This is a genomic window from bacterium (genome assembly GCA_037143175.1).
In the GTDB taxonomy this organism is placed as follows: Bacteria; Verrucomicrobiota; Kiritimatiellia; order CAIKKV01; family CAITUY01; genus JAABPW01.
Genome location: JBAWZF010000003.1, coordinates 126,325 through 149,716 on the forward strand (window position 1 = coordinate 126,325; position 23,392 = coordinate 149,716).

Below are 23,392 nucleotides of genomic sequence, written 5' to 3' on the forward strand. Positions count from 1 at the left end.
CCTCGTAAAATGCGTTGCCAGGTTGAGCGGGTCATTGATCATGGTGACCATGTTTACACTGTTGACTTGAAACCCGACCGGCCAGTACAAGTATTCCGCCCGGGGCAGTTCCTTCACCTTGCCGTGGATGAATACGATCCCACCGGATTCTGGCCAGAGTCAAGGGTCTTCTCAATAGCTTCTTCGCCCGTGGATCGTAGCAAACTCACTATTATCTATTCAGTCAAAGGACAATATACCTCCCGTATGGAAAAGGAGTTATGTGTTGGTAAGGACGTGTGGGTCAAACTCCCGTATGGTGAGTTTGTGGTTGATGGCGGGAGTGATTCAGTTCTGATTGCCGGTGGAACTGGGATTACGGCGTTTCAAGCGTTTATTGAGGGGCTGTCTCCAGATCATCCCCATAAGGTTGTCTTGCTATATGGCGCCCGCCGCCCTGAGCTGTTACTTGGACAGAGGTTGACAGAGAAGAAGCGCGCGCAAGGAACGAACTTACAAGTGTTTTATTTTGTGGAGGAGACAAGCGCTGTTAAGTCAGTTGTTGCTGAGGCCTCGGGTGTAGTAGCCGCTGTCCCCAGCGGCATAGCGATAGAGAGGATGAAACCTGGTCGCATACACCTCGATGTTCTCAAGGATTGTTCCATGAGTGAATCTGCCATATATTATTTAGCTGGTCCTCCGCCCATGGTGTCTGCGCTTAGTAAAGAACTAGTTCATCAAGGTGTGCCGGAGGCCAGTATCAGAGTTGATGCTTGGGAGTGAAGAAGCGGTAAGACGTGAGACGTAAGACGTGAAATGTGAAACGTAAAATGTCGACATGGATATATAAAATAGATAATGGGAGAGCCATGAAAGCAGTTATACTTTGTGGGGGATTAGGGACTCGTTTGTCGGAGGAGACGACTCTGAAGCCCAAGCCGATGATTGAAATTGGTGGGATGCCAGTACTTTGGCACATTATGAAGATCTATGCGGCACACGGAATCAAGGAGTTTGTGCTGGCCCTTGGATATAAAGGGGATGTGATTAAAGATTTCTTCGTAAATTATCGATACCATTCCCGGAGTTTGACGGTCGAAATGCATCGCGGTCATATTGAGGTCCATCAGGCGGATAGCGATGATGACTGGACGGTCCACCTTTTGGATACGGGGCTAACCACGCAGACGGGTGGTCGACTCAAGCAGGCCGGGAAGTTTATTGGGAATGAGCCCTTTCTTGCGACCTACGGCGATGGGGTGACGAATCTCAATGTCGGTAAAGTCATTGAAGCTCACAAGAAAAGCGGAAAATTGGCTACATTAACGGCAGTACGGCCTCCTGCCCGTTTTGGCAGCATGGTGTTTGATGGAGATTTAGTCACCCGTTTTGAGGAGAAGCCGCAGGCGGGGGAAGGCTGGATCAATGGTGGGTTCTTCGTGCTGCAACCGGAGGTATTGGATTACATAGAGGACGACGATTCATTGTGGGAGCGTGATCCTATGGAGCGGTTAGCTGTTGCGGGTCAGTTAAATTCCTATCGGCATGAAGGTTTCTGGCAGTGCATGGATACTTTGCGCGATGTGCGTCTTCTTGAGAGTCTATGGCAGGAAGGAAAGGCGCCATGGAAAAGTTGGTAAGACGTGAGGAGTAAGACGTGAAACGTGAGATGTGAGAGGTGCAACGTGGTGAGGGGCGGGTTGTGCGGAAAATGCCTTAAGTCAGCGCCATTCGGTTGTAGCGTTGAATATTATATGTTTGACGACATGATGACGTCTCGGTATTACTTAAGTTGAACATGAAGTTTATCTTCACTGGAATGAGGCTGCGATGAAAACCATTAGTATGCTTGAATTTAGGCGCCACTCAGAGCGGGTAATTAAGGGGGCACTAGCGGGAGAGCGGATGCTTTTGACCTATCGGGGTAAACCCTTATTCCATCTGGAACCTTGTGTTCATCCAGAACTTAGTTGTGGTGAAGACCCATTCTATCGCTTGGCCGAGCATGCGGATGGAGCCGCGAAGTCTCTTTCGAACCGGGAGATAGATACGCTCCTCTATGAAAACTGATATTTTTGTTGATACGAGTGGTTTCTATGCCTTGCTGGCAGCTAAAGACCCGCAGCATGTAAAGGCTGCGGCACTCCTCAAGAAAGCGGCTGGAGCCCGCGTCCGTTTTGTAACAACTGATTATGTCCTGGACGAGACTGCCACCCTGCTAAAGGCGAGGGGGCTTGCGCATCTGCTGGATCTGTTTTTTGGTGATCTTACCGTATCGCACGCCTGTCGAACCTTGTGGACAGATGCTGCTGACTTTGCAAGAGCCCGTGACTATTTTCTGCAGCACAAGGACAAGGATTATTCATTTACCGACTGCGTCAGTTTTTGCGCTATGAAAAGTGAAGGCTTACATCGAGCGCTCACCACCGACGCTCACTTTCGGCAGGCCGGTTTCGAGCCATTATTGGAGATGTGAGCCGTAAGACGCAAGACGTGAGATGTGAGATGTGAAGCGTAAAATGTAGGGGTAAAAATAATGCAAAGGGGGCATAAATCGCTAGACGTTTGGAAGGAATCGGTGGAATTATCTGTCAGTATTTACCGCCTCACCGCAAGTTTACCGAAGACAGAAGACTATGGATTGACGAGTCAGATGCGCCGTGCGGGTGTGTCAGTTCCCTCTAACATTGCAGAAGGAGCGGGACGTGGAGCTACAAAAGAATTCATTCAGTTCTTCAAGATTGCTAATGGATCCTTGACTGAGTTGGATACCCAGCTTGAGATTGCTGTGAAACTTGGATATATTACAGTCATACAGAAAAATAAAATAGACATTGATATGGAATCAATCTCAGCAAAACTGGCGGGCTTATTACGAAACCTGCGTTCACGCCTTTAATTTTTCGTCTTACATCTTACATTTAACCTCTTACATTTAACCTCTTACATTTAACCTCTAACCTCTAACATTTAACCTCTTACGTTTAACATCTCACCCCTCACGTCTAACATGAATTTTAACGATTTCTACAAAGACAAAAGGGTGCTCATAACAGGCCATACTGGCTTCAAGGGCTCCTGGCTGACCGAGTGGCTGCTGATGATGGGGGCCAAGGTGACGGGGTTCGCCTTGCCGCCGATGACGGAGCCGGCTTTATTTGACCAGTTGGGGCTTGCCGGACGCTGTGATCACAGGATAGGGGATATTCGTGATCGCTCGTTGGTGCGTCGGGTCATTCATGAGGTCAGGCCGGATCTGATTTTTCATCTGGCGGCCCAACCGCTAGTGCGTCTTTCTTATGCTCAACCGTTAGAGACCTATGAAACCAATGTGATGGGGACGGCGCATGTATTGGATGCCCTGCGGGATGCCGACTGGCCCTGTGCGGCGGTCATGATTACCACCGACAAGGTGTATGAGAATAAGGAATGGTTGCACGCCTACCGGGAGAGTGATCCCCTCGGTGGATATGACCCGTACAGTTCGAGTAAGGCCTGCGCCGAACTAGTGATCCAATCCTACCGGAACTCCTTCTTCAACCCGGCGAAAATCGCAAACCATCTCACCCCTCACATCTCACCCCTCACATCTCACGCTTCACCCCTCACATCTGCCGCCTCACCCCTCACTCCTCACGCCTCACGTCTCACCTCTCACGTTTCACCTCCTCTGGTTGCTGTCGCTTCCGCCCGAGCGGGGAACGTGATTGGGGGAGGAGATTGGGCGCAGGATCGGATCGTTCCGGACTGCATGAGAGCGTTAGCTAAAGGGGATGTCATTGCCGTGCGGAACCCCCATGCCACCCGCCCCTGGCAGCACGTCCTCGAACCACTAAGCGGGTATCTCCTCCTAGGCATGAAGCTCCACGGAGCCCTTACATCTCACATTTCACATCTAACATCTAACGCCTCACGTCTTACTCCTCACACCTCACACCTCACGTCTTACGCTTCAGCCTTCAACTTTGGTCCTTCGCTGACCTCAAATCGGACTGTTGGGGAACTTGTCGATGAAATCCTTAAGTGCTGGCCGGGCCGGTGGGAGGATCGATCAGATCACAAGGCACCACATGAAGCCGGCATGCTCAATCTGGCTGCGGACAAAGCGTTCCATTTGCTGCAATGGGAAGGACGGTGGGCTTTTGAACAGACCATCGGCATGACAGCATTATGGTACAAGACTGTTCATCAGGAGGGTGAGGGTGCCGTGCGTAGCATGGTGGAGAAGCAGATTCGGATGTACTGGGCTTGTATTCGTGGATGACGTTAATAACCATGTCCAATATTCTGCAAGAAGACCTCGATCATATTTTGGCTCATACGGAAGGGCTTTGGGAGGAATTCCGTGGGCAGCGTATTTTCATGACTGGGGGCACGGGTTTTTTTGGCGGCTGGTTACTGGAAAGTTTGCTCACTGCCAATGATGCGTTTTTGCTGAATGTCGAGGTAACCGTATTGACTCGCCATCCAGATGTCTTTGCAGAAAAATCGCCACATCTTGCTTTTCACCCGGCGATCAGGCTTCACCGCGGGGATGTCAGAGATTTTATTTTCCCTGATGGATGCTTTAGCCACGTGCTCCATGCGGCGACAGATGCCAGCGCCAAAATGAATGCCGAAACTCCCCTGTTGATGCTAGATACGATTGTCGAGGGGACCCGGCGTGTGTTGGATTTTGCGGTTCAGAGTGGTGCAAAGAAAGTGCTGTATACAAGTTCGGGCGCCGTGTATGGGAGGCAACCCCCGCAATTGCTGCATATTCCTGAAGATTATCAAGGTGCCCCTGACCCCCTTGATCCTGGTTCGGCGTATGGGGAGGGTAAGCGTGCCGCGGAGCTATTGTGCGCATTGTATGCCAAGCAATTCGGCTTGGAATCAAAGATAGCCAGATGCTTCGCGTTTGTGGGACCCGGAATGCCGATGGGGGCTCATTTTGCCATCGGAAATTTTATTCAGGACGCCCTAAACGGTGAGACTATTAAGGTTAAAGGAGACGGAACACCTTTGCGCTCTTATCTTTATGCCGCTGACTTGGCGATATGGCTGTGGACTATATTATTAAGAGGGAATGCCGGGACGGCATATAATGTCGGATCCGGCCGTGCTTTCTCCATTGGTGAGATTGCCGCGATCGTGGCTGATTGCGCCCAGGCGGGGCCCGTTATGATCCAGAGTAAAGCAAATTTAAAATCGCCTTCTGAGCGTTATATCCCTGATGTTACGCGCGCGAAAGTTGATTTAGGTTTAACCGTCAGGGTCGATCTGGAAGAGGCAATTCGACGGACTCTCCAGCATCATGTCTCCTCTAGACAATAAACTCGGATCAAAAAGGCAGAATAATGAAAGTTTCAACTTTTATCGCACAGTTTCTGAAAAAGAAAAATATTGATACCGTGTTTGAATTACAGGGTGGCATGATTACATGCATCATTGATGCTTTTCATCGCGACGGTTACATCAAGATTGTGAGTATGCACCACGAACAGGCCGCCGCAATGGCTGCCGATGCATATGGGCGAATTGCAAATAAGCCGGGGGTCGCGCTCGCTACCAGTGGTCCCGGCGCAACAAATCTTCTGACCGGAATTGGTAATTGTTTTTTTGATTCAGTGCCAGCCATTTTTATTACAGGCCAAGTAAATTTAAACGAGCAAAAAGGCGAGCGCGCTACGCGGCAAATAGGTTTTCAGGAAACTGACATCGTGAGTATGGCAAAGCCAATTACCAAAACAACTTATGTGATAAAAACAGCCAAAGAGATTCCTCGAGTATTTGAAGAAGCCTATAAAATCACACTGTCAGGCAGACCGGGGCCAGTTCTTATTGATATTCCAATGAATATTCAGAATGAAGAAGTGGAAGCTTTTTCGGTTACTGACTCGGATCTTCCGGCAGTGGCTACAAACTCAACGGGGCACGAAGCTTACTTTCAGCGCTATCTTATGGCTTTGAAAAGTAGCAAGCGTCCATTGATTCTGGTGGGTAGGGGGCTCCGGGCATCCGGATCGGAAGGGCGCTTTTTGGAATTTATGAATAAATGCCACATCCCCGTGGTTACATCCCTGTTGGGTTTTGATGTATTGCCCTATCAACATTCCGAGCGGATAGGGTTTATTGGTACCTATGGTAATCGCTGGGCTAATTACGCATTAGGTAGTTGCGATTTGCTCCTTGTGTTGGGCAGTCGACTAGACCTGCGGCAGACAGGCTCTGATATCGATTCCTTTCGGAGAGACAAAGCTATTTACCATGTCGACATCGATGAGGCTGAATTGAATAATCGGGTTACTGAGTGTATCACATTAAAAAGTGATCTGTCTGAATTCTTTTCGCGAATCGAAAACTGTGATTGTTCTTACAACGCTCCCCGGGAATGGATACGGGCGATCGAAGAAAAAAGGCAAACCTGCCTGGATACGAGCGAGCTCAAAGGGATAACAGGCATTAATCCCAATACTTTCATCCATAAACTTTCGCACGCCTCACATGAGGCCAGAGTATTTACTGCAGATGTTGGCAATAACCAGATGTGGTGCGCCCAGTCTTTGGAGTTGGTCAATAATCAGATGTTTCTGACCTCGGGAGGCATGGGGGCAATGGGGTATGCGTTACCTGCCGCTATTGGAGCCTCTATCACCCTGGGTAATGCGCCTGTAGTAGCGATTGCTGGTGATGGCGGGTTTCAGATCAATGTTCAGGAATTACAAACCATTCGGAGGAACAATCTTCCAATTAAAATTGTAATTCTCAATAACCACTGCCTCGGCATGATCCGCCAATTTCAGGACAGTTACTTTGGCAGCTGTTATCAATCAACAGTTTGGGGATACACGGCACCCAATTTTTCTAAAATAGCTTTGGCCTATGGTATTGAGTCCTGCTCCATCAACAGACCAGAGGAGATTGGAGAGGGATTGGAAAAACTTTGGGAAAATCCCGTTCAACCTTTTTTACTGGAAGTATCGGTCGATATTCACACCAATGTTTCCCCTAAAATGAGGTTTGGTAGCTCAATGACGAAAATGGAGCCTTCGAGATAAAAAAAGACTGGTAATATCATTCATAACCTAACAGCAAAATAAGGAGCATTTCAGCACCGCTGCTCGTAGCATCATTTACGGATATTGTCTGATTATCGGGTGTTCATGCTAATATTCATGGTTTCTTAAATCGGTGTCATATGTCGATATTCCTCTTGATTCCGGAGATTTCTCCTTGATAAGTCGCCGTGCGGTTGACGTTTTAAATAAAATGCCTGAAGAAAGTCGCTTTATTCGTGGCATGAGAAGTTGGATAGGATTCAACCAGATTGGGGTAAGCTATGAACGTCAGGAGAGACAAGCCGGTGACTCGAAATATCCGTTTAAAAAATTAATCGCTTAGGCGTTCAACGGCATTTATAATTTTAGCGAATTTCCTGTTAAAATCTTGTTCGAAACAGGAAACTTTGCAGTATTAATTTCTCACAGGAAGAGGTTTTTTAGAAGGAGATGCAGGTTATGAGTAATAATGGTAAAATTTTATCTCAACAATGGCTGATAGCAATTCTTGTTGCGATCATTTTGATTGCAGGGGCAGGGGCGCGTTTTATAAGGCTAAATGATGCCAGCCAGAACAGTGATGGCCAAATTCATGATGTATGCCAGATGGGTGCGACGCCCGCCGACATCGTGTTGAAATGGGAGCAACTTGTCGGGCGCACTTACCAAATGCCTTTCCCCGCCGCCCTGACAAAATTATTTCTGGATGTTTTCCATTTACCGCCAACAAGAGGCAACGTAATCATGCCTTCAGCCATTTGGGGAATGCTGGCAATACTTGCGGCACTTTGGGTTGGTTGGCGCCTGGGGGGGAGGTGGTTCGGACTGCTTCTAATGGCTGTCGTTGCATTCAATCCGATGCATGTTCAGCAAAGCCGCATGGCTTATTTTTATCCGCCAAGTGTGGTCGGCGGTTTTCTCATGATTTGGTGCTTAATCGAGTCGTGGGCGAACATGAAGGCGGGAACAAAACTTGGGTGGAAGTTCCATGTTGTGCATGTGACTGCAATAAGCTTACTCATATATTCGACGGCAAGTGCATGGCTGTTTACAGGGATCATAGGGGTGGTTCACATTGGATGTTCGTTCCTTAAGCGTATTCGGAAGCAGGTTTCGATAGGTGAGACGTGGCTCCTTGTGGCTTCGTATGTTGTTATCGGTGCGCCACTGCTGTTCGTGCCTTGGGGTGTTGAGGCGTTGATGTCAATAACGGGACAAAATGATAGTACCGCATATTGGCGAAAAATATTTGAACAAGGTCGCTCTGCTCCCATGGGGGTGATTTACCATGAGATTATTAAGTTTGGATGGGGCTGGACTCAAGCGCGGGCACTAGTGTCTTTCATGATCTTTGGGTTGGGTGGGCTTGTTCTGGGTATTCGGATGCGACGTGACATGCGTTGGGGAATTCCATTAATCGGGTTTGTTGTGGGTTTGGCTATCAGCGCGGCCGGAGTGCAAGCTTCGGTACTACCTTTCGGCATAAGGCGAATCGCTCCGGTATGGCCGTTTGGGTTTATTGTTTTGGCGGCGGGCCTGGCTGTACCGTGGTTGATTGAGGTCTCGAAACGGTGGAGATCGTTTGTTCGGGTTGTGTGGGGTGGATTTGCAGTTGTTATTATTGGGTTGTGGCTGAAGGCTGATGTTGAGGCTGTGAATTCCAATGGCTTTCCAGTTCCCTATAAACAGATATCCCAGTGGCTTGATAGTCATTTTTCCAGAGGAACACCGGTGGTCACGGATCGATTCTTTACGGCGATGTGTGAGTTCAATAGAAGCGATCCAACCACGAATGTAGTGGTGATCTCAACAGTTCCCAACGAACTTCCCGAAATCCAGCAAAAAACTCAATTTCGTGAAGTTACTCGTCGCTATTTTGAAGATAATCCCGATGCAGTTTTCTATTGCAGCGGGCACATGTATTCACGGCCAGAAGTGGGGCCGTGGGATTGGCCGGTAAAATTTTTCAAGCGAAGTCAGGAATTGCGAGATGACCAAGCAGAAAAGTTGAGTTTGATAGGACAACATTATCAAATTAACTACCCTGGGATTATAAGTTGGCCAATTATCTATTACAACACGGTGGTAGATGTGGTGGCAATCAAGCGTGCTGAGGGAGCTGCGGGGTTCTTTTTATGGGGGCCAGACTGGCGTCCTGTGCAGACCCAGGACTATCGGCTATGGAGGCTCCTACTGTCCGACAATGCCGGGCTAAAGGTTTATGGGCTTGGGGAAGAACCCAAAGATATTGCACTTGAACTGACTGGGGTGGCGGTGGGAGGGGAGATGAAGGTTAAATTTGGGGATCAGGTGATCGTGTTCCCCGCCAATCAAATTGTACAGCAGCGAATTCAGGTCAGGGTACAGCCAGGGATGAATGTGCTGCCGGTGCGAAGTCGAGGACCGCAGAACGCAAAATTATTAGTAGGGCGGGCGGTGGTGGGGGCGCAGAAAACTGTTAATTAGTGATTCGCAGTAGGGATCTTGGCGGAGTGAGAGCAGGAGGGTGGCCGTTGCATGAAGAAGCTTGTTTGGATATGCTGGAAAGACATCCATCACCCAGAAGCGGGTGGGGCTGAACTAGTCACTCACGAGATATCAAAACGTTTGGTGGGCGACGGGTGGGAGGTAATCCATCTCGTCCCCGGCTTCAATGATTGTTCGCCGACGGAACTGATTGATGGAGTCCGGGTCATCCGTATCGGGCACAGCATCCTGGCTTTCTATCGTCTGCCTTTTTACTATTGGAAACATCTTAGGGCGACTACGACTGTTTTGGTGGATTCCTTTATCAGCGTTGGGAGTTTTGCGTGCCTGACGATGAAGCCGGACCGGGCGGCGCTGATCATTTATCATATCGAAGATGTGAAATGGTTCACACAGACCCGTGTGTACGGAGTTCCCCGCTGGATCATGCCTCTGATTAATGTGTCAGGGTATTTTGTTGAAAAGCTTCAACTGATGCTCCTCGCGGTATTTTTTCAGGGAAGGGTTCTGACGATTTCGGAATCGACCGCAAAGGAGTTGGTGCACCACGGTTTTAAACGGGACAAAATCAGCCTCATCACCATGGGCGCCACCTGCAAGCCCCTGATGAATTTGTCCGATTCCCTGGCCAAGGAGCCAAGCTTTACCGTATTGTTGCTTGGGCCTCGTAAAGGAAAGCGGCCACTGCATACTGTCAAGGCCTTTGAAATCCTGAGCCGTCAGCATCCCGATGTGCATCTTTGGGTGGCCGGGTGGGGAAATGAGGGTGAGCTCGTGCGGCGGTATGTTGAAAAAAAGGATATTCGGAATGTGCGGTTCTGGGGGCGTGTCTCAGACGCGCAGCGGGATGAGCTGATGCAAAAAGCACATATCCTTTGCACGTCGCCCATTCGGGAAGGCTGGGGGCTGGTAGTGATTGAAGCCAATGCCATGGGAACCCCGGTGATTGCCTACGATGTGCCCGGCTTGCGGGACGCCTTGGCGTTTAACAATGGGTGGTTGTCAGTTTCAACTCCCCAGGGAATGGCGGACAGGCTGGAAGAGGCTTTGAATCTGTGGCTATGCCGCCGCACAGAGTATGATGCTTTGCGCCAAAGGTGTTTGTATTGTGCACGAGTGTTTTCATTCGAGAAGACCTATGATGATTATAATAATGCCTTGGGCATATGACAGGAATGGCACTTACCCTATAAAGAGCAGTTGAATCAGGAAAATAGGTCACTTAGTACAGCGTCTCGTAAATATTCGCTCAAATAAAGATTCACCCGCCTGCGCGGAGTCACCGAGAAGAAAACAGAATATTGCGGGTATTTAAGATGCGGAGTACCGCCTCTGAAATTCCCGCAACCCTTTTCGGAGTAATTCCAGGAGTCCTTCGACAGAGCTCAGGACAGGCAAGAGGAGATGGGACAGTACACAACACCTCTCCTCGTTCTGGCTGTTTCCCCCTCCAAGAAACCGTGGCGGTATTTTTAATTCTGGTACTCCGGAATTAAAAATGCCGCCACGGTTTCTTCTTGCCTACTGGGTTTCTCTGTGTCTCGGCGTCTCTAGCCCGAGTTCGCCAGTTGGGCAGGTTATTGATGTCGTAAGTCGTTGGAAATCAACAAATCGATCTTGATGTCTTGACTACATTTCCAGTTTCAGTGGCACATTCGGAAGTCGCAATTTCATTCGCGTCAGGAGTGCGGCCAGCTCCTTTTCTGGTTTTGATACAACGCGGAGCCTGATCGTCTGTCCTTGCCTGGTCGGCAGGTGGCCGTCCATGGAATGGACCTGCCTCATTTCGAGCAGAAACTGTCTGGCCTCATCTCCCAGGCCGCTGACACCCATCCAATGCTCCAGCGTCCGCCACAGGCAAAGAGATAGGAAGCATACGAGGATGTGCGCCTCGACCCGGTGCTGCAGATGGTGATAGATCGGGCGGAGGGCCAGGTCGCTCTTGAGGTCGCGGAATGCGGATTCGGCCTCTGTGAGCTGGATGTACCATCGCCAGAGCTCGGCGGGGTTTTCGCAGTCCGTGTTGGTACGCAGGATGTATGCGCCGTGGGTTTTCTTCGCCCATTCGAGTTGCCCGGGCTTCTCGTTCAGGGCGATGCCGCACGCCTCACTCTTTTCGTTGAACAGCACTTCACATTCAAAATGTTTAGACGCTGAAGGATACCGCTCACGTAGTCTGCCGACGCCCTGCTGGACTGACTGCGTCTTTTTGGACGGGTTCCCGGCCCCCTTGACAAGTTTGACGTAAGACCCTCGCGGATGGGCTGCCAGCCGCCACCGTCATGGAACTCGGCTTCGTATTGCTTTAGCAGGCTGCGGGACGCGCCCATCAGATAGAAGGATTCCCGCCCTTCGAGGTACGCGATGTCCTCTTCACTGGACATCCCCCGGTTCGTCACCCAAACACGATTGGCGTGCCCGTATTTCTCCTCCATGAGGCTCACGATATCCTGCGTCGTCGTCGTGTCCGCACGGTTCCCTGCGAAAACCTCGTAGCCGACCGGCATGCCATCGGGCGTCACGACCAGGCCGATGCACACCTGTTTGCAGTCAGGTCGGTTGTCGCGCGAATAGCCCCGCTGAGCCAGAGGATTGATCTTGCACTCCCCCTCGAAGTAGGAACTCGTCACGTCGTACAGCATGAAGTCGAGCTTGGTTCCGAACCATTCGCCCCAGCGCGACTGAAGGTGGGCGCAGACCGCGTCCTTGTGGGCGAGTATCTCATCAAGCCCCCTGTACATCCGCGTCAGGTTCACCTTTTCCTCGTCAAGCCCCAGCACATCGCACAACGCCGCGTGGGGCAGCCATTCGCCCGCCACCGCGTTCTCCGTGTCCTGCTCGCAGAACTTCGCGGCCGTCAGGACGCAAGCGATTAGATCCCATCGGATATCCTCGCGGCCCTCCGGCATCAGCCCTGCGAACAGCTTGTCCAGCGCGAGCCTCCGCCAGACGGCCAGCGCCGCCCAGACCTGGCCGAATTCCCTGACCCTTTTTACCTCTATCCCGCTGACATTGATCTCTCTCCATTCGGGAATAGGCTTCGGCCTCTCGAACAAATCACCCTGCACAGCGCCCCTTCGCCCGTCCAGCAATGCGGCGATGTCATCCCACGAGTGATAATATTCCTGCTCCCCGTCATTGAGCTTCCCCAGATAGGACACTATCTGATGCCGTGGGCCGTTCGCGGTTCGGACGGTCTTCGTCAAAGCCCAGTAGTCGTAGACCTCGTCGCCTTTCTTTCGGGGAATCTTTTGTAAAAACATGCCCTGATTTTAATGCGCCACAGTATCGTTTTCAAGGGGGTGGTCTTGACTACATTTGCCTTTTGAGAAAAAACGGTCAACGACACCACGAAAACCCAATGATTTTAAGGTTCCGGTGTTCGGCCAGCGCTTGAAACGGACAAATATTCTTTCAAAATAGGCCCAACTGGCGAACTCGGGCTAGCCTTGTACTCCAGGCGAGTGGTGAATCTTTTCACGCTAAGTGTACTTCGCACCCAATGGGTGGCATGAGTGGTCAACGACAATTACTTTTTCCTCTAACGACAACTATAATTACCCATCATTTTGATTCTTATTGATGATGAAAGGGAAGAGATATGGAGTCTAGGCTTACTAAAGTTCATTTTGGGACGCGTCTCATATCGGTGTATAGCGGCTTCCTTCCACATGTCGTTTTGTCACGCTTGGTTATTCAGGCAACAATGTCGTCGTGACCACCCTTGCAGACCTAATCCTCAACCATGCCGACGAAATCGCTAAACTCTACTTGCGCCGCTAGTCCGTCGAAATATTCTTTCGCGACATCAAGATCATTCTTGGCATGGTTGTTCTCCGTTGCCAGAAACCCCCACATGGTCCGTAAGGAAATGATCATACACGCCCCTACAACCTCATTCGTGCCCTCATGTAATAGGTCGCCTCCCTCTATTATGTCCCCATCGAGAGACTCAGATTCAAAGGCTCCGCCGATACCCTGCTCCAGTGGGCTGCCCCCTCTATGCCGCTTCAGACAAACCCCGCGAACAGTTGGTGCAATAATTCAGTGAATTCGGTCGCCGGACAGATGCAGCATGTGCCGAGACTGACCTGGGTAATTTCTGGGTACCAGGATGGACCTATTTGTCGAGCATAAGGAGTTCAAGATTCTCCTTGCAAAAAATAATGCAGGAATGTTCGGATTACTAAATCCGTTTTGACGGTGGTTTGGTACGCATTGACGAATTAGAAATGAAAGGCAAATAGCTGTGCTTTGGCGCTATTTGTTCAGAAGGCGCGACGGAGTGTCATTGTCGAAATGCCGACTGATCCCATCCCGGAAGGCGGTGGTGACGACTATCAGACGACAAATGCATCGGCTTTCAAAGAGTACAATGCAAATCACGTTGAATAGGTAACGGGCGATAATTTTCAAGGCGAAGATCCATGAACTTCTGTTGTGCCGCCTCTCGACATCCACGAGATTACGTTTGACGTAGAAATGGGAAGCGAGTCCTGAGATAGGAACCATCGAATATGTCACCCCGAGAAAATGGCGAGTGGCATAACCGATTCGCCGTGGGGATTTGTGATACATGACGGAGTTTGTTACAAGATAGGTCTTCGTTATACTGGTAACGCGCATGCTGTACTCAAGATCCTCGCAAAACATGAAATACTCTCGCAATGGTAACCCGGCCCGGATCGCGACATCTCGCCTGAGCAGCACCCCGATCCAGCTGAAGGTTGTAACTTCAACTGGACTAGTTGACCCGTATGCCTCCTCATCAAGTGCGCAGAAAGTAGTAAATTTCCTGTCGTTATGGAACCCCCGATGTTCCAACTGGATGCTTTTGCGGTCTCCAGTTTTCACCGTGGAAAGGAGACACCCCGCATCCATCGTCGCGTTGGCTACAAGAAGCGATTTCAGGCAGTTTGAGTCCGGTTCAGCATCGTCATCCATGATCCAGATCCAGTTACAGGGCAGTGAACACGCCCGCCTAATTCCTTCATAATAGCCGCCAGCACTGCCGGTATCTGTTGGTATGCGCACATAATGAACTGTGCATGCTTCGCCTTGCTTCGTCGATATCTGATGTTGACAGGTAAAGTAGCCAGTGTCTTTTTCGCTCGAAAGAGATGATATGAAGCCGGATTCTGTTAGCTTATCCTGGGTGCCATCAGAAGAGTTGTTGTCCACAATCAGGATGTGATCAGGCGTGCGTGTTTGATTAATGCATCCCGTGAGGCATTCGCATAGCAACACCTTCCTGTTATGTGTCAGTACGACTGTGCATACTATATTGTCGTCTCTCATAAACGGCACCTCAGAGCCATGGTTATTGATATTGCGTTGGCGTAGTTTATTCTTGTTCTATAAACTATTTTCGATCATAATTCTTAAGAATTAATCGCTAATAGAAACAATATCATGTGAAGAGGCACGAGACAACAATTCCTGGATGTTATGTCTTAGAACCGTATGTGTCCGGGGATATGCGAGGCACCTTCGTAAAGATGTTTCGTGAGGATTGGTTTCGGAACTTGCATCTTCCGATACGGTACGAGGAGATGTTCTACACGGTATCTCATGAGCGGGTTTTGCGGGGTATGCATTTCCAGGTTCCTCCCCATGATCATGACAAGCTCGTATTCTGCTTGAGCGGGTGTGTGCTTGACGTGGTTGTGGATCTGCGTGTGGACACGACTTCCTATGGCAAACACCATATCCTGCACTTGTCAGCAGATAAGCCTGTCGCACTGTTTATCCCACGAGGCCTTGCTCACGGCTTTTATGTGCTGCAGGGCCCAGCGGTTCTCTGTTATTGGGTGACACATGGATATGTACCGGAAGCGGATCAGGGCATTCATTGGAATTCATTGGGAATCAATTGGCCCGATCCGGAACCAGTCGTGTCTCAACGTGATAATGGCCTTGTCCAATTTGAGCACTTTACCAGTCCATTTACTTGGAAATTAGCGGAAGACAGGTAGTGACAAATGCCGCGAGCATTGATAACAGGGGCTACAGGTTTTATCGGTTCGAGATTGACACAGGCGCTCACTTGCCGTGGATGGGCCACGCATGCGATAATTAGACCTACATCAGACCTTGATCGAGTTGCAAAATGGCTGGGTGGGGCGGTTCTGCATCCGTGCGAGTTGTCGTTTCAGTCGGTACGAGATGCCGCTCGAGAAGCCGCTCCTGACATAGTGTTTCATCTCGCTACATTGTTCAAGGCTGAACACAAGCCCAATGAAGTCGGGGATCTGGTGAAGAGTAACGTTGAATTTGGCGCCTATGTTCTAGAGTCCCTCAAGGAGACCCCGAATGTGCCCTTTGTGAACATAGGTACGTCATGGCAGTATTTCCACAGCAACACATATCTTCCCGCATGCCTGTATGCCGCCACGAAGCAGGCTTTCATGGATGTCATGCAATACTATGTTTCGGCTGTCGGGCAAAAGGCGATGACACTGACATTGTTAGACACGTATGGCCCATTCGATCACAGGATGAAGCTCTTTTACCAACTTAGGTTGGCCTCGCTAGGTGCCGAACCCCTCAGCATGTCTCCAGGTGAACAGAAACTAGATTTGGTATATATCAGCGACGTTGTCGAGGCTTTTTTGCTCCTAGCGGACAGGATCCTACGTGGTCAAGAGTTGTGTTGCGGGGAGACGTACCGTGTGACATCTGGCAGATCATATTCTCTGAAAGAAATAGTGGCCATCTATGAAAAGGCAAGCGGGAGGAAAGTTCCTGTGAACTGGGGTGCTCGCTCCTATAGGCCGCGTGAGATCATGTCGCCCTGGGAGGGTGGCCGGATCTTGCCTGGATGGTCGGCACGGGTTGGACTGCTTGAGGGGATTGCCCTGATGGAGTGGATAGAATCTGGCGACGCGAAAACTGCCCGTTGAACTCGCTATGACAGGCGGTGGTGGCTTTGGAACCATGTTCGGTGGGTTTGAACAGCCGTGCCAGCACCCACGGAGCGCAGAACTTACCGAGCTGGCATAAGGATGCGTGTTCGAGGGATTGCCTCTTGGTTTGGATTGAGTCGGCTCTCAGCCGCCTGCGAGAACTGAGCCAGACGGCATTGTTGACTGAAGTGCCTGGCGTGACTAGACGACGTGCGTAATAAAGTCGCTAAATACCGATACGAAGAACGTCCTAAAATGAATTTAAGAAAGCACCATTCGATTATGACAGGGTGTTGTTAAAGTGAACGAAAGCATCGACAGAGAAATGAAAATTCTGGTTCTCAATAATGGTTACCTGACTGATGTTCCAAGTGGTGGGGACAAGCATCTGTTGGACTTAGGCGAAGAGTTATCGAGTCGATCTAAGGTTACGATCATATTGCCACAATTTGCTACCCAACTTGTTGCAAATGGGATTCGCATACGTTCTTATTGGTCTTGGCGGCCGCGCTCAGTGTGCGGCATCATATTTTCGTATCTGTTTAGGGCAATATCCGCTTCCTGGTTGGCTTTATTGGAAAAGGCGGACATTGTGCTATCGTCTTCAGGGCCGATCGATATATTGCCAGCTTTGTTAAACCGGTGGAAATGTGGCGCCTGTGTAGTGGTCTATCCTTTTCATTTAGTACCTCGCCGCAAGGCGGGCAGTTTTGTGAAAAAGTTTCAATATAGTGTCTCTTTATTGGCTCAAGAAATTGCGCTTTTGATGATGCGCCGGGCGGATGTGGTATTTACGGATAACAGCATTGTAAAAAATGAATTGGCCAGTCATGGGATACCGCCATGGCGTATACATGTGCAACGACCCGTTGTAAATGTCGAGCAAGTGCGCAACGCGCCTGCACTGCGGCAGTACCAGGTGCTTTTCATAGGGCGAATGGTGCGTAATAAGGGGATATATGACTTGGTAAGTGCCCTTCAGAAGGTTCCAGTCACTGCGGGGATAATTGGCGATGGGGAAGAACGAATCTCTTTGCAGGAGCATGTAAAGGCTTTGGGTATTAGTGACCGAGTGAAAGTATTAGGAGCACTCCCTTTTGATAAAATGTACTCCCTTTTGAGGGGGTGCGATCTATTTGTGTTTCCAAGTTATGAGGAGGGATATGGGATCGCCGTTGCCGAGGCGATCGCCGCCGGGAAGCCTGTGATCGCATATGATTTGGCACATTACGGAGAAGTGTTCAATGAGAGTCTTATTACTGTTCCCATTGGGGATGTAAGCAAACTCTCTGAAAAAATTGGTGATTTCTTTGAAAAACGAATTGATGTCGATGCTATTTGTCAAAAATATCAAGGTGTTCGTTTAGCATCCAAGGCGGATGCCGCAGATTATGAGATGAACATTATCCTTCGTGCGCGTGGGTAACATTGTGAATAAGGTTTAGATCCGTGCTCTTTGATTGTGAGGAGTTATAAGAAACCCAATGCTGAAGGATTGAAACCCCGACAACGCGTAGGCTAACCACCAATACCAAAGATATTTCTGAAAACAGGGAATTCGCTGAATGTCATGTACGCTCAAGTCCGATCTGCGAATAAAGCGATCTGCGATATCAGGGAAAAATGCTATTATGTGATCATGGTTCCATCCGAGCACATTGAATATCCAGTTTTTATTGTTTGGCAGAGTTATGAAAGCGGCGCTTCCATATCGGGACACCGCGCCAGCTATTTCATTTAGAACTTCGTAATGATAACTGACGTGCTCCAGCGTTTCCATGCACAAAATCAACTCGGGCTGATAGTCACAGAGAATGTCATGTAATCGTTTCACGCAACCATGTTCGCTAAGATTGACGACATACTGAACATCCGGCTCGTTCCGAATGTCTAGGACTCGGTAATCCTTCGCATTCTCTGCAATACGGTGGTAAGAACGCGCGAAAGGGCTATTATCAGCAGTGTCACCTTTAAGTTTCAATAGATTTGGTCCATAAACACCTGGTCTATCGCAGGGCGCCATGCCGCGACCTCCAATATCTAGAACCCGCTTTCCTCTTGATAATTTGGCTGCAAACTCAAGCCGATCAGTAGTTTTAGTCATTAGTGCCACCTGGGGATTTCATTCAGTAATAATGTTGTTAAAACTTGGTGCCTATTGGATTACATGCCTGCTTCATGATGCATTTCGTTTTGCATAGAGATTCTCCAGCGTTATCTGGTCATGATATATCAAAAAATGATACTCATCCAGCACCAAGAATGGTACGTCTGTCCAGATATCGTCCTTGGTTGTTAAAGGAGGGTGAATCTCGAGCAGCCAAAAGATACCCTTTTCTCGAACCAGGGATTTCCATTCATGCGAGTGTAAGAACGCTTTTTCGGATCCTTCAATATCCATTTTAACCAGTGTCGGTGGTCCGTATGTTATCCATGCATCATGAAAGTTTAATGAATCTTTCCCGCCCTCCTGCGGATTATCTGTGCATACTTTTTCGTCTGTTCGGGAAGTGTGTGGCGGTGAATATGAATAGTGTTTAATGCTGAGTGCCTGATCGACGACAGTAATTGCGAGCTTATTTGCCGTGGCGGTTTTTTGAAGCAAACGGCAAGCATGTGGAGAGATGTCAAATGCAACAACGTTGTGCCCTGTGGTGGCTGCCGGAACTGCGAACTGCCCGATATTACATCCCACATCCCAGTAATTGCCGCTGATCTGCTCGCATATCCACTTCGTCATTGTTTCGCGACGGAGAAAAGAAGGCCGCGTAAGATCGTCAATATTATCGTTAAGGTCAAAATATATGGTAAGGCCATCCATGACTTTCCGAACGGTGACATGAGGAGCCAGTTTATGCCAAAGCGAGCATAGTGGTGAATTCATGAAATGAATTTTGAATATTTCTACTGGAGTCATAGTGCTTGTCTCGGCTGGTGCTGGAAGTGGTTATGTTATGGGGCGATTGTGCTTAGAACGAGGTCGGGTAATATTAATTCCATACAATCTGGTTTATTGGTGCAAGAGGGCAAATAACAGCAGCCACACTCAAGGGAGGCGGTAAGGCTTTTGCCATTACCGTAAAGTTCGATTTCCGCTCCACTGGTGGGGCCGAACAGGGCGATTACCCGGGTGCCCAGCGCGGTGGCGATGTGCAACGCGAGGCTGTCGCCGGTGACGAGCGTATTGCAGGCGGCGACAAGGGATGCCAGTTCGCGGAGTGTCCGGTCGGGGCCGGAGAAGAGGGCGCGACCGGCAAGTCTGGCGTGGAGGCGGGCAATGAGGTCGCGTTCCCATGGCCCCCCAATGAGTAAGAGTTGCAGGTCCGGCCGGTCGACTACCATCTGGCTGAATGTTGAAATATGAGCCTCAGTCCAACGTTTGTTTTTCCAACGCCCGCCACCGCCAAGATTTAACCCGATCAGTTTGCGTGATATATTGCGCCCTTGTTCATGCAGGAATGCCTGTCCCCAAGTGCGCTCGGCATCGGTCAGTGGAAGCACGGGTTTTTGTTGCCGGTACGTGAGGCAGGATAATTCGTAAATGATCTGCTGATAGGTTTTGCGGTTGGCCTTCTTCAGATGATCGAAGGCTCCCATTTCCATCCACTCAACGGCTTCAGGATTCGCTGCACATAAATCTCCGTTCCGATCAAGGATCATTCCGAGCCGTATTTTCGCCTTGGCGGTGGTTGCCAAAGCAGCCGTCCATTTGTCGGCATCGGGGTTGATCACGAGATCGAATTCTTCAGTCTGGAGGCGCGCCAGGGCATCCGTCTCGGCAATCCAGAGCTCGTTGACATAGGGGTTGTTTTTGAACAGGTCAGCAGCCCCCGCCTTGGTGATCCAGACGATGTAGGAGTCCGGGTACTTCTCCTTAAGTCCCGGGAGAAGGGCGGTGGTGCGGAGAACATCGCCCAAGGCGTCCAGTTTGGTAATGAGGATGCGCTTTCCCTTGGTTTGGTAATGGGGACAGTCCGGACAGGTCTGGCCGGATTCCTTGTTAAAGCGGCAGGGCCGACTTCCGGGGAAATGACGACAATCAACTTTTAACATCATAACGAACGAAGATTGCCTCAAAAATGGCAGGAATGACAGCGAATTCTTTAAAAGGCCCGGTCGTAGTGGGAATCATCGCGGCCGAATCCCAGTCGCTCATGGCTTAAGCGGTGCGGGGAATCGTTCCCCATGGCGAAGGGTTTGATCGCATTCGCGAACTTCCCGCCTGCATTTTCGCCGTATAGCGGTTTGGCATGGGCAAGCGATGCAAGTTTGTCGACCTCGGCCATGAGGCCCGAAAGTATGCGCGTCTGAAACTCTGCACTGATGGGTGGCACCAACAGGTTGCCGTGATTTCCCATGACGGTTTCCGGACGATCCGTGTTGAACCGGCAGGTCAGGCAGGGTTTCCCCAGCAGATTCATGTCTTCCTGGACGCCGCCACTGTCGGTCCAGGCGGCGAGGCAATGGGGTGACGCATAGAACTCGACCACGTTGCTGTAGGCCGGCCAGATTTCCGTGGCGAGGAAGTTAGTGTGTTTGCGAAGTTCCTCGAACCGGTGGTGCAAATTCCATCGCTGGATGGAGTGTCGAGTGGCGTTCATCATGACCATCGTGATCTGGTGCCCCTGATGCACCAGATTCTCCAACGCTCCGAAAATGGCCGTGAACCGCTTCTCACCAAGGTTTTCCTTGCGGTGGATATCGAGGCGGATCCACTGTCCGACTCCCAGTTGGGGATGAATATTGAAAATGCTTTGATCCGGCTTTTCTTTGAGCTTGAGGTGCAGCGCGTCCACCACGACGCCGCCGATCAAGTGGATGTGTTCCGCCGGGTAACCTTCGCGAAGCAGGTGCTGGCGATTCAATTCCACCGGTGCCATGTGGTGCTCGCACCCCGCAGCGGAAACAAACGTGTCCCATTGCTCGGGGAAGGGCTCCGTTCGCATCAGTTGCCAGTCGCCCTGCCATTGACGCCACATGTAGTCATCCAGCGGAATGTCGAGTTTCATGTCCTGAAATACCATGGGTGACATGGATCGCAAGCCGGCCTCGTTCTGGATGGACTTTTCGCCACGGGCGAACATCCAAGCGGGGGGGATGATGGGACAAAGAATTGTGTCGCCGTTGACGACAGGGATGACGGTGACATCCGGCCAGTTGTCTTTAAGCCATCGGCCGAGGCGGGCGGTTTTATAGAATAATTCCCCAGCCTTTTGGACAAGGTCGCCACGAAGTTGAAGATTCACGGCCAGGAATTGATCAAAGCCGAATTCCTTGATGCCATAGGTGAGATTGGCGTCATAGTGTTGGTTGGCGTCAATCACAAAGAGGGGAATGCCCGCCTGATGGCAGGCCATGACCGATCCGTAAACCTTGTTGAAACAGGGTTTTGTTCCGATAACGAACGCCAGTACCCAGCTGTTCTTTGCGCGGCCTTCGTCCATGGCCTGGCCAATGAGGGTCTTGTTAAGGGTGATGGGAAGCGCAGAAGGGGTGAAGTCATCAAGTGTAACGATCGGTGTAGTCATTGCTTTGTTATTTTCTTGGCTTTAAACATATCACTTACAAAGAAGATAGAATTCAGGAGTCAGAATTCAGAATGGCCTGCGAATAGGACTCTAACAGTTTACTGATTTCTTCACTTAACTGGCGCAACTCGGTGATATCCCCGTACTCAAGATCCTTTGCGAGGATCAAATAGTATCGGGATTCTTCAAGGGATCCTTGTGCAATGTTGTAAAAACGAATTTTATCTGCCTTCCCTCGTTTCTTAAATCCTTCCGCAATGTTCGCCGCAATGGAAACTGCCGCGCGCCGGAATTGAGACGTTAGCCCATAAGTTTCAGCGCGAGGGAATGTCCGAGACAATCGGTAAGTCGCAAGCACAAACAGGTGGGCTTTTTGCCACACCACTAAGTCCTCAAATCTTGTCGCTGGCATTCTCATTCTTGCTTCTGAATTCTGACTTCCTATTTTGGTTTCGCTTCGGTTCCGGTGCTGAGGCGCATGGAAAGGCGGGCGCGGGCATGCTTGTCCTTGGCCCGCCAATAATCCCAAAACCCCAGAGCGGTCGATAGACAGGTCCACCAACTTACAGCCGGGTAAAGTAACCAGTCTGGATCGCGCTCCCGAATGGCATGCCAGATCCCTTCGCATAAGGGGCCGACCACGGTGCCATGATAGAGGAGGGTGGCGGGCATTTTCCACTTGGGGCGGCGGGAGTCCCATGTGAATGGCACTTCCTGTCGGCGCAATTTATAGTTGATGACTTGCCGGCGCCGTTTCTGGAAGTAATTCATCCAGCCGGTGACGAAATGGTGGTAGATGCCGCAATCTCTCCGCTTTACCAGTTTGGTCACGCCAGCCTGAATGAGCCAGGGGAAGAAAGCCGCCTCATGAAAGGGCTGGTCTGACGGTACCATGGCCAATAATTTGCGATGAAACAGAAAGCCGTTGGCACCGGTTGGATAACTTCCATCCCCGGGTAATTCGAACAGTTGAACACCGTCATTCGATGCCGTTATTAATGTGAGCTGGCCGGCCAGTGTGCGTGCCAGGGGGTCGCTGATTTGTAGATTGGCCGTGAGATGTCGGCTGATCGCGGTTGCGGTTGGCGGCTTGAGATAATAGGATTCGAATCCCAACGCGTCAGGATATCGGGAGAGGGCATCCACAGCTTTTTGGAGCCATTGTGGGTCGGGGATCTCATTGTCGGCGTCGACCATGGCCAGGTAATCACCTTGCGCCTGTCCCAGTGCGACCTTTTTTGCAGCCTCCGCCAGCATGCCGTGGGCGTCAAGTACACGGGCGCCAAATCCGGCGGCAATGCGAACGGTGGCATCACCGGATCCCCCATCGGCAATCAGGATTTCATAGCGACTGCGGTCATATCCCTGAGCCCGGATGGATTGGAGACAACGGGGGAGAAGTCTTTCAGCGTTCAAGGTCGGGATGATGAATGAGACAAAAGGGGTGTCCATA

23 protein-coding genes and 1 pseudogene are annotated in these 23,392 nt (G+C 50.2%); 14 read left to right on the plus strand and 10 right to left on the minus strand.

Going from position 1 to position 23,392, the window contains the following annotated elements; all coding sequences use genetic code 11:
• Positions 1–9: 9 nt before the first annotated feature.
• The 11 genes and pseudogenes from WCI03_02345 to WCI03_02395 all read left to right on the plus strand — a co-directional run bounded on the left by WCI03_02345 (position 10) and on the right by WCI03_02395 (position 10,676).
• On the plus strand, positions 10–762 hold the full coding sequence (locus tag WCI03_02345; protein ID MEI8138689.1) for an FAD-dependent oxidoreductase: 753 nt from the start codon (positions 10–12) through the stop codon (positions 760–762).
• 86 nt (positions 763–848) lie between these two features.
• Positions 849–1,619 carry a glucose-1-phosphate cytidylyltransferase gene (gene rfbF, locus WCI03_02350; GenBank protein MEI8138690.1) on the plus strand — a complete coding sequence of 257 codons (771 nt, stop codon included), beginning with the start codon at positions 849–851 and terminating at the stop codon, positions 1,617–1,619.
• A 190-nt stretch (positions 1,620–1,809) separates the two neighbouring features.
• A complete protein-coding gene (locus tag WCI03_02355) occupies positions 1,810–2,049 on the plus strand; it encodes a hypothetical protein (protein MEI8138691.1) in 240 nt (79 codons plus the stop codon).
• On the plus strand, positions 2,039–2,455 hold the full coding sequence (locus WCI03_02360; protein ID MEI8138692.1) for a PIN domain-containing protein: 417 nt from the start codon (positions 2,039–2,041) through the stop codon (positions 2,453–2,455). The genes WCI03_02355 and WCI03_02360 overlap by 11 nt, the downstream gene beginning before the upstream one ends.
• Before the next feature lie 60 nt (positions 2,456–2,515).
• Positions 2,516–2,878 (plus strand): four helix bundle protein, encoded by a 363-nt coding sequence (locus WCI03_02365; protein MEI8138693.1) that lies wholly within the window; start codon positions 2,516–2,518, stop codon positions 2,876–2,878.
• Positions 2,879–2,989: 111 nt separating this feature from the next.
• Entirely contained in the window at positions 2,990–4,243 is a 1,254-nt protein-coding gene (gene rfbG / locus WCI03_02370) for a CDP-glucose 4,6-dehydratase (GenBank protein MEI8138694.1), read from the plus strand.
• The gene (locus tag WCI03_02375; protein ID MEI8138695.1) at positions 4,240–5,295 is read left to right on the plus strand and encodes an NAD-dependent epimerase/dehydratase family protein; all 1,056 of its coding nucleotides are present in this window, start codon (positions 4,240–4,242) and stop codon (positions 5,293–5,295) included. Before rfbG ends, WCI03_02375 begins: the two co-directional genes overlap by 4 nt.
• Before the next feature lie 23 nt (positions 5,296–5,318).
• On the plus strand, positions 5,319–7,019 hold the full coding sequence (locus WCI03_02380) for a thiamine pyrophosphate-binding protein (GenBank protein ID MEI8138696.1): 1,701 nt from the start codon (positions 5,319–5,321) through the stop codon (positions 7,017–7,019).
• 124 nt (positions 7,020–7,143) lie between these two features.
• Positions 7,144–7,359, plus strand: a pseudogene (locus tag WCI03_02385) (glycosyltransferase).
• Positions 7,360–7,478: 119 nt separating this feature from the next.
• Positions 7,479–9,485 carry a hypothetical protein gene (locus tag WCI03_02390; GenBank protein ID MEI8138697.1) on the plus strand — a complete coding sequence of 669 codons (2,007 nt, stop codon included), beginning with the start codon at positions 7,479–7,481 and terminating at the stop codon, positions 9,483–9,485.
• Positions 9,486–9,536: 51 nt separating this feature from the next.
• Entirely contained in the window at positions 9,537–10,676 is a 1,140-nt protein-coding gene (locus WCI03_02395; GenBank protein ID MEI8138698.1) for a glycosyltransferase family 4 protein, read from the plus strand.
• A gap of 459 nt (positions 10,677–11,135) precedes the next feature.
• Here WCI03_02395 and WCI03_02400 read toward each other — a convergent pair whose 3' ends face one another.
• The 4 genes from WCI03_02400 to WCI03_02415 form a co-directional block, all read right to left on the minus strand.
• Complete coding sequence (locus tag WCI03_02400; GenBank protein MEI8138699.1) at positions 11,136–11,636, minus strand: hypothetical protein; 501 nt, start codon at positions 11,634–11,636, stop codon at positions 11,136–11,138.
• Positions 11,594–12,769 carry an IS1634 family transposase gene (locus tag WCI03_02405; GenBank protein MEI8138700.1) on the minus strand — a complete coding sequence of 392 codons (1,176 nt, stop codon included), beginning with the start codon at positions 12,767–12,769 and terminating at the stop codon, positions 11,594–11,596. Before WCI03_02405 ends, WCI03_02400 begins: the two co-directional genes overlap by 43 nt.
• A gap of 469 nt (positions 12,770–13,238) precedes the next feature.
• Complete coding sequence (locus tag WCI03_02410) at positions 13,239–13,385, minus strand: hypothetical protein (GenBank protein MEI8138701.1); 147 nt, start codon at positions 13,383–13,385, stop codon at positions 13,239–13,241.
• 381 nt (positions 13,386–13,766) lie between these two features.
• The gene (locus tag WCI03_02415; protein MEI8138702.1) at positions 13,767–14,540 is read right to left on the minus strand and encodes a hypothetical protein; all 774 of its coding nucleotides are present in this window, start codon (positions 14,538–14,540) and stop codon (positions 13,767–13,769) included.
• 380 nt (positions 14,541–14,920) lie between these two features.
• Between WCI03_02415 and WCI03_02420 the strand changes: the two genes are divergently transcribed.
• The 3 genes from WCI03_02420 to WCI03_02430 all read left to right on the plus strand — a co-directional run bounded on the left by WCI03_02420 (position 14,921) and on the right by WCI03_02430 (position 17,837).
• Positions 14,921–15,481: a dTDP-4-dehydrorhamnose 3,5-epimerase family protein gene (locus WCI03_02420; protein MEI8138703.1), complete on the plus strand. Its 561-nt coding sequence runs from the start codon at positions 14,921–14,923 to the stop codon at positions 15,479–15,481.
• A gap of 6 nt (positions 15,482–15,487) precedes the next feature.
• The gene (locus WCI03_02425) at positions 15,488–16,408 is read left to right on the plus strand and encodes an NAD(P)-dependent oxidoreductase (protein ID MEI8138704.1); all 921 of its coding nucleotides are present in this window, start codon (positions 15,488–15,490) and stop codon (positions 16,406–16,408) included.
• Between the two features lie 304 nt (positions 16,409–16,712).
• Positions 16,713–17,837 (plus strand): glycosyltransferase family 4 protein, encoded by a 1,125-nt coding sequence (locus tag WCI03_02430; GenBank protein MEI8138705.1) that lies wholly within the window; start codon positions 16,713–16,715, stop codon positions 17,835–17,837.
• A gap of 15 nt (positions 17,838–17,852) precedes the next feature.
• Here the strand turns inward: WCI03_02430 and WCI03_02435 are convergent, their stop codons facing one another.
• The 6 genes from WCI03_02435 to WCI03_02460 form a co-directional block, all read right to left on the minus strand.
• On the minus strand, positions 17,853–18,515 hold the full coding sequence (locus WCI03_02435; protein ID MEI8138706.1) for a hypothetical protein: 663 nt from the start codon (positions 18,513–18,515) through the stop codon (positions 17,853–17,855).
• A 72-nt stretch (positions 18,516–18,587) separates the two neighbouring features.
• Positions 18,588–19,328 carry an FkbM family methyltransferase gene (locus tag WCI03_02440; GenBank protein MEI8138707.1) on the minus strand — a complete coding sequence of 247 codons (741 nt, stop codon included), beginning with the start codon at positions 19,326–19,328 and terminating at the stop codon, positions 18,588–18,590.
• 35 nt (positions 19,329–19,363) lie between these two features.
• On the minus strand, positions 19,364–20,467 hold the full coding sequence (locus WCI03_02445) for a glycosyltransferase family 9 protein (protein MEI8138708.1): 1,104 nt from the start codon (positions 20,465–20,467) through the stop codon (positions 19,364–19,366).
• Between the two features lie 47 nt (positions 20,468–20,514).
• Complete coding sequence (locus WCI03_02450; GenBank protein MEI8138709.1) at positions 20,515–21,939, minus strand: UDP-N-acetylglucosamine 2-epimerase; 1,425 nt, start codon at positions 21,937–21,939, stop codon at positions 20,515–20,517.
• Between the two features lie 52 nt (positions 21,940–21,991).
• On the minus strand, positions 21,992–22,357 hold the full coding sequence (locus WCI03_02455; GenBank protein ID MEI8138710.1) for a four helix bundle protein: 366 nt from the start codon (positions 22,355–22,357) through the stop codon (positions 21,992–21,994).
• 23 nt (positions 22,358–22,380) lie between these two features.
• On the minus strand, positions 22,381–23,391 hold the full coding sequence (locus WCI03_02460) for a glycosyltransferase family A protein (protein MEI8138711.1): 1,011 nt from the start codon (positions 23,389–23,391) through the stop codon (positions 22,381–22,383).
• Position 23,392: the final 1 nt, after the last annotated feature.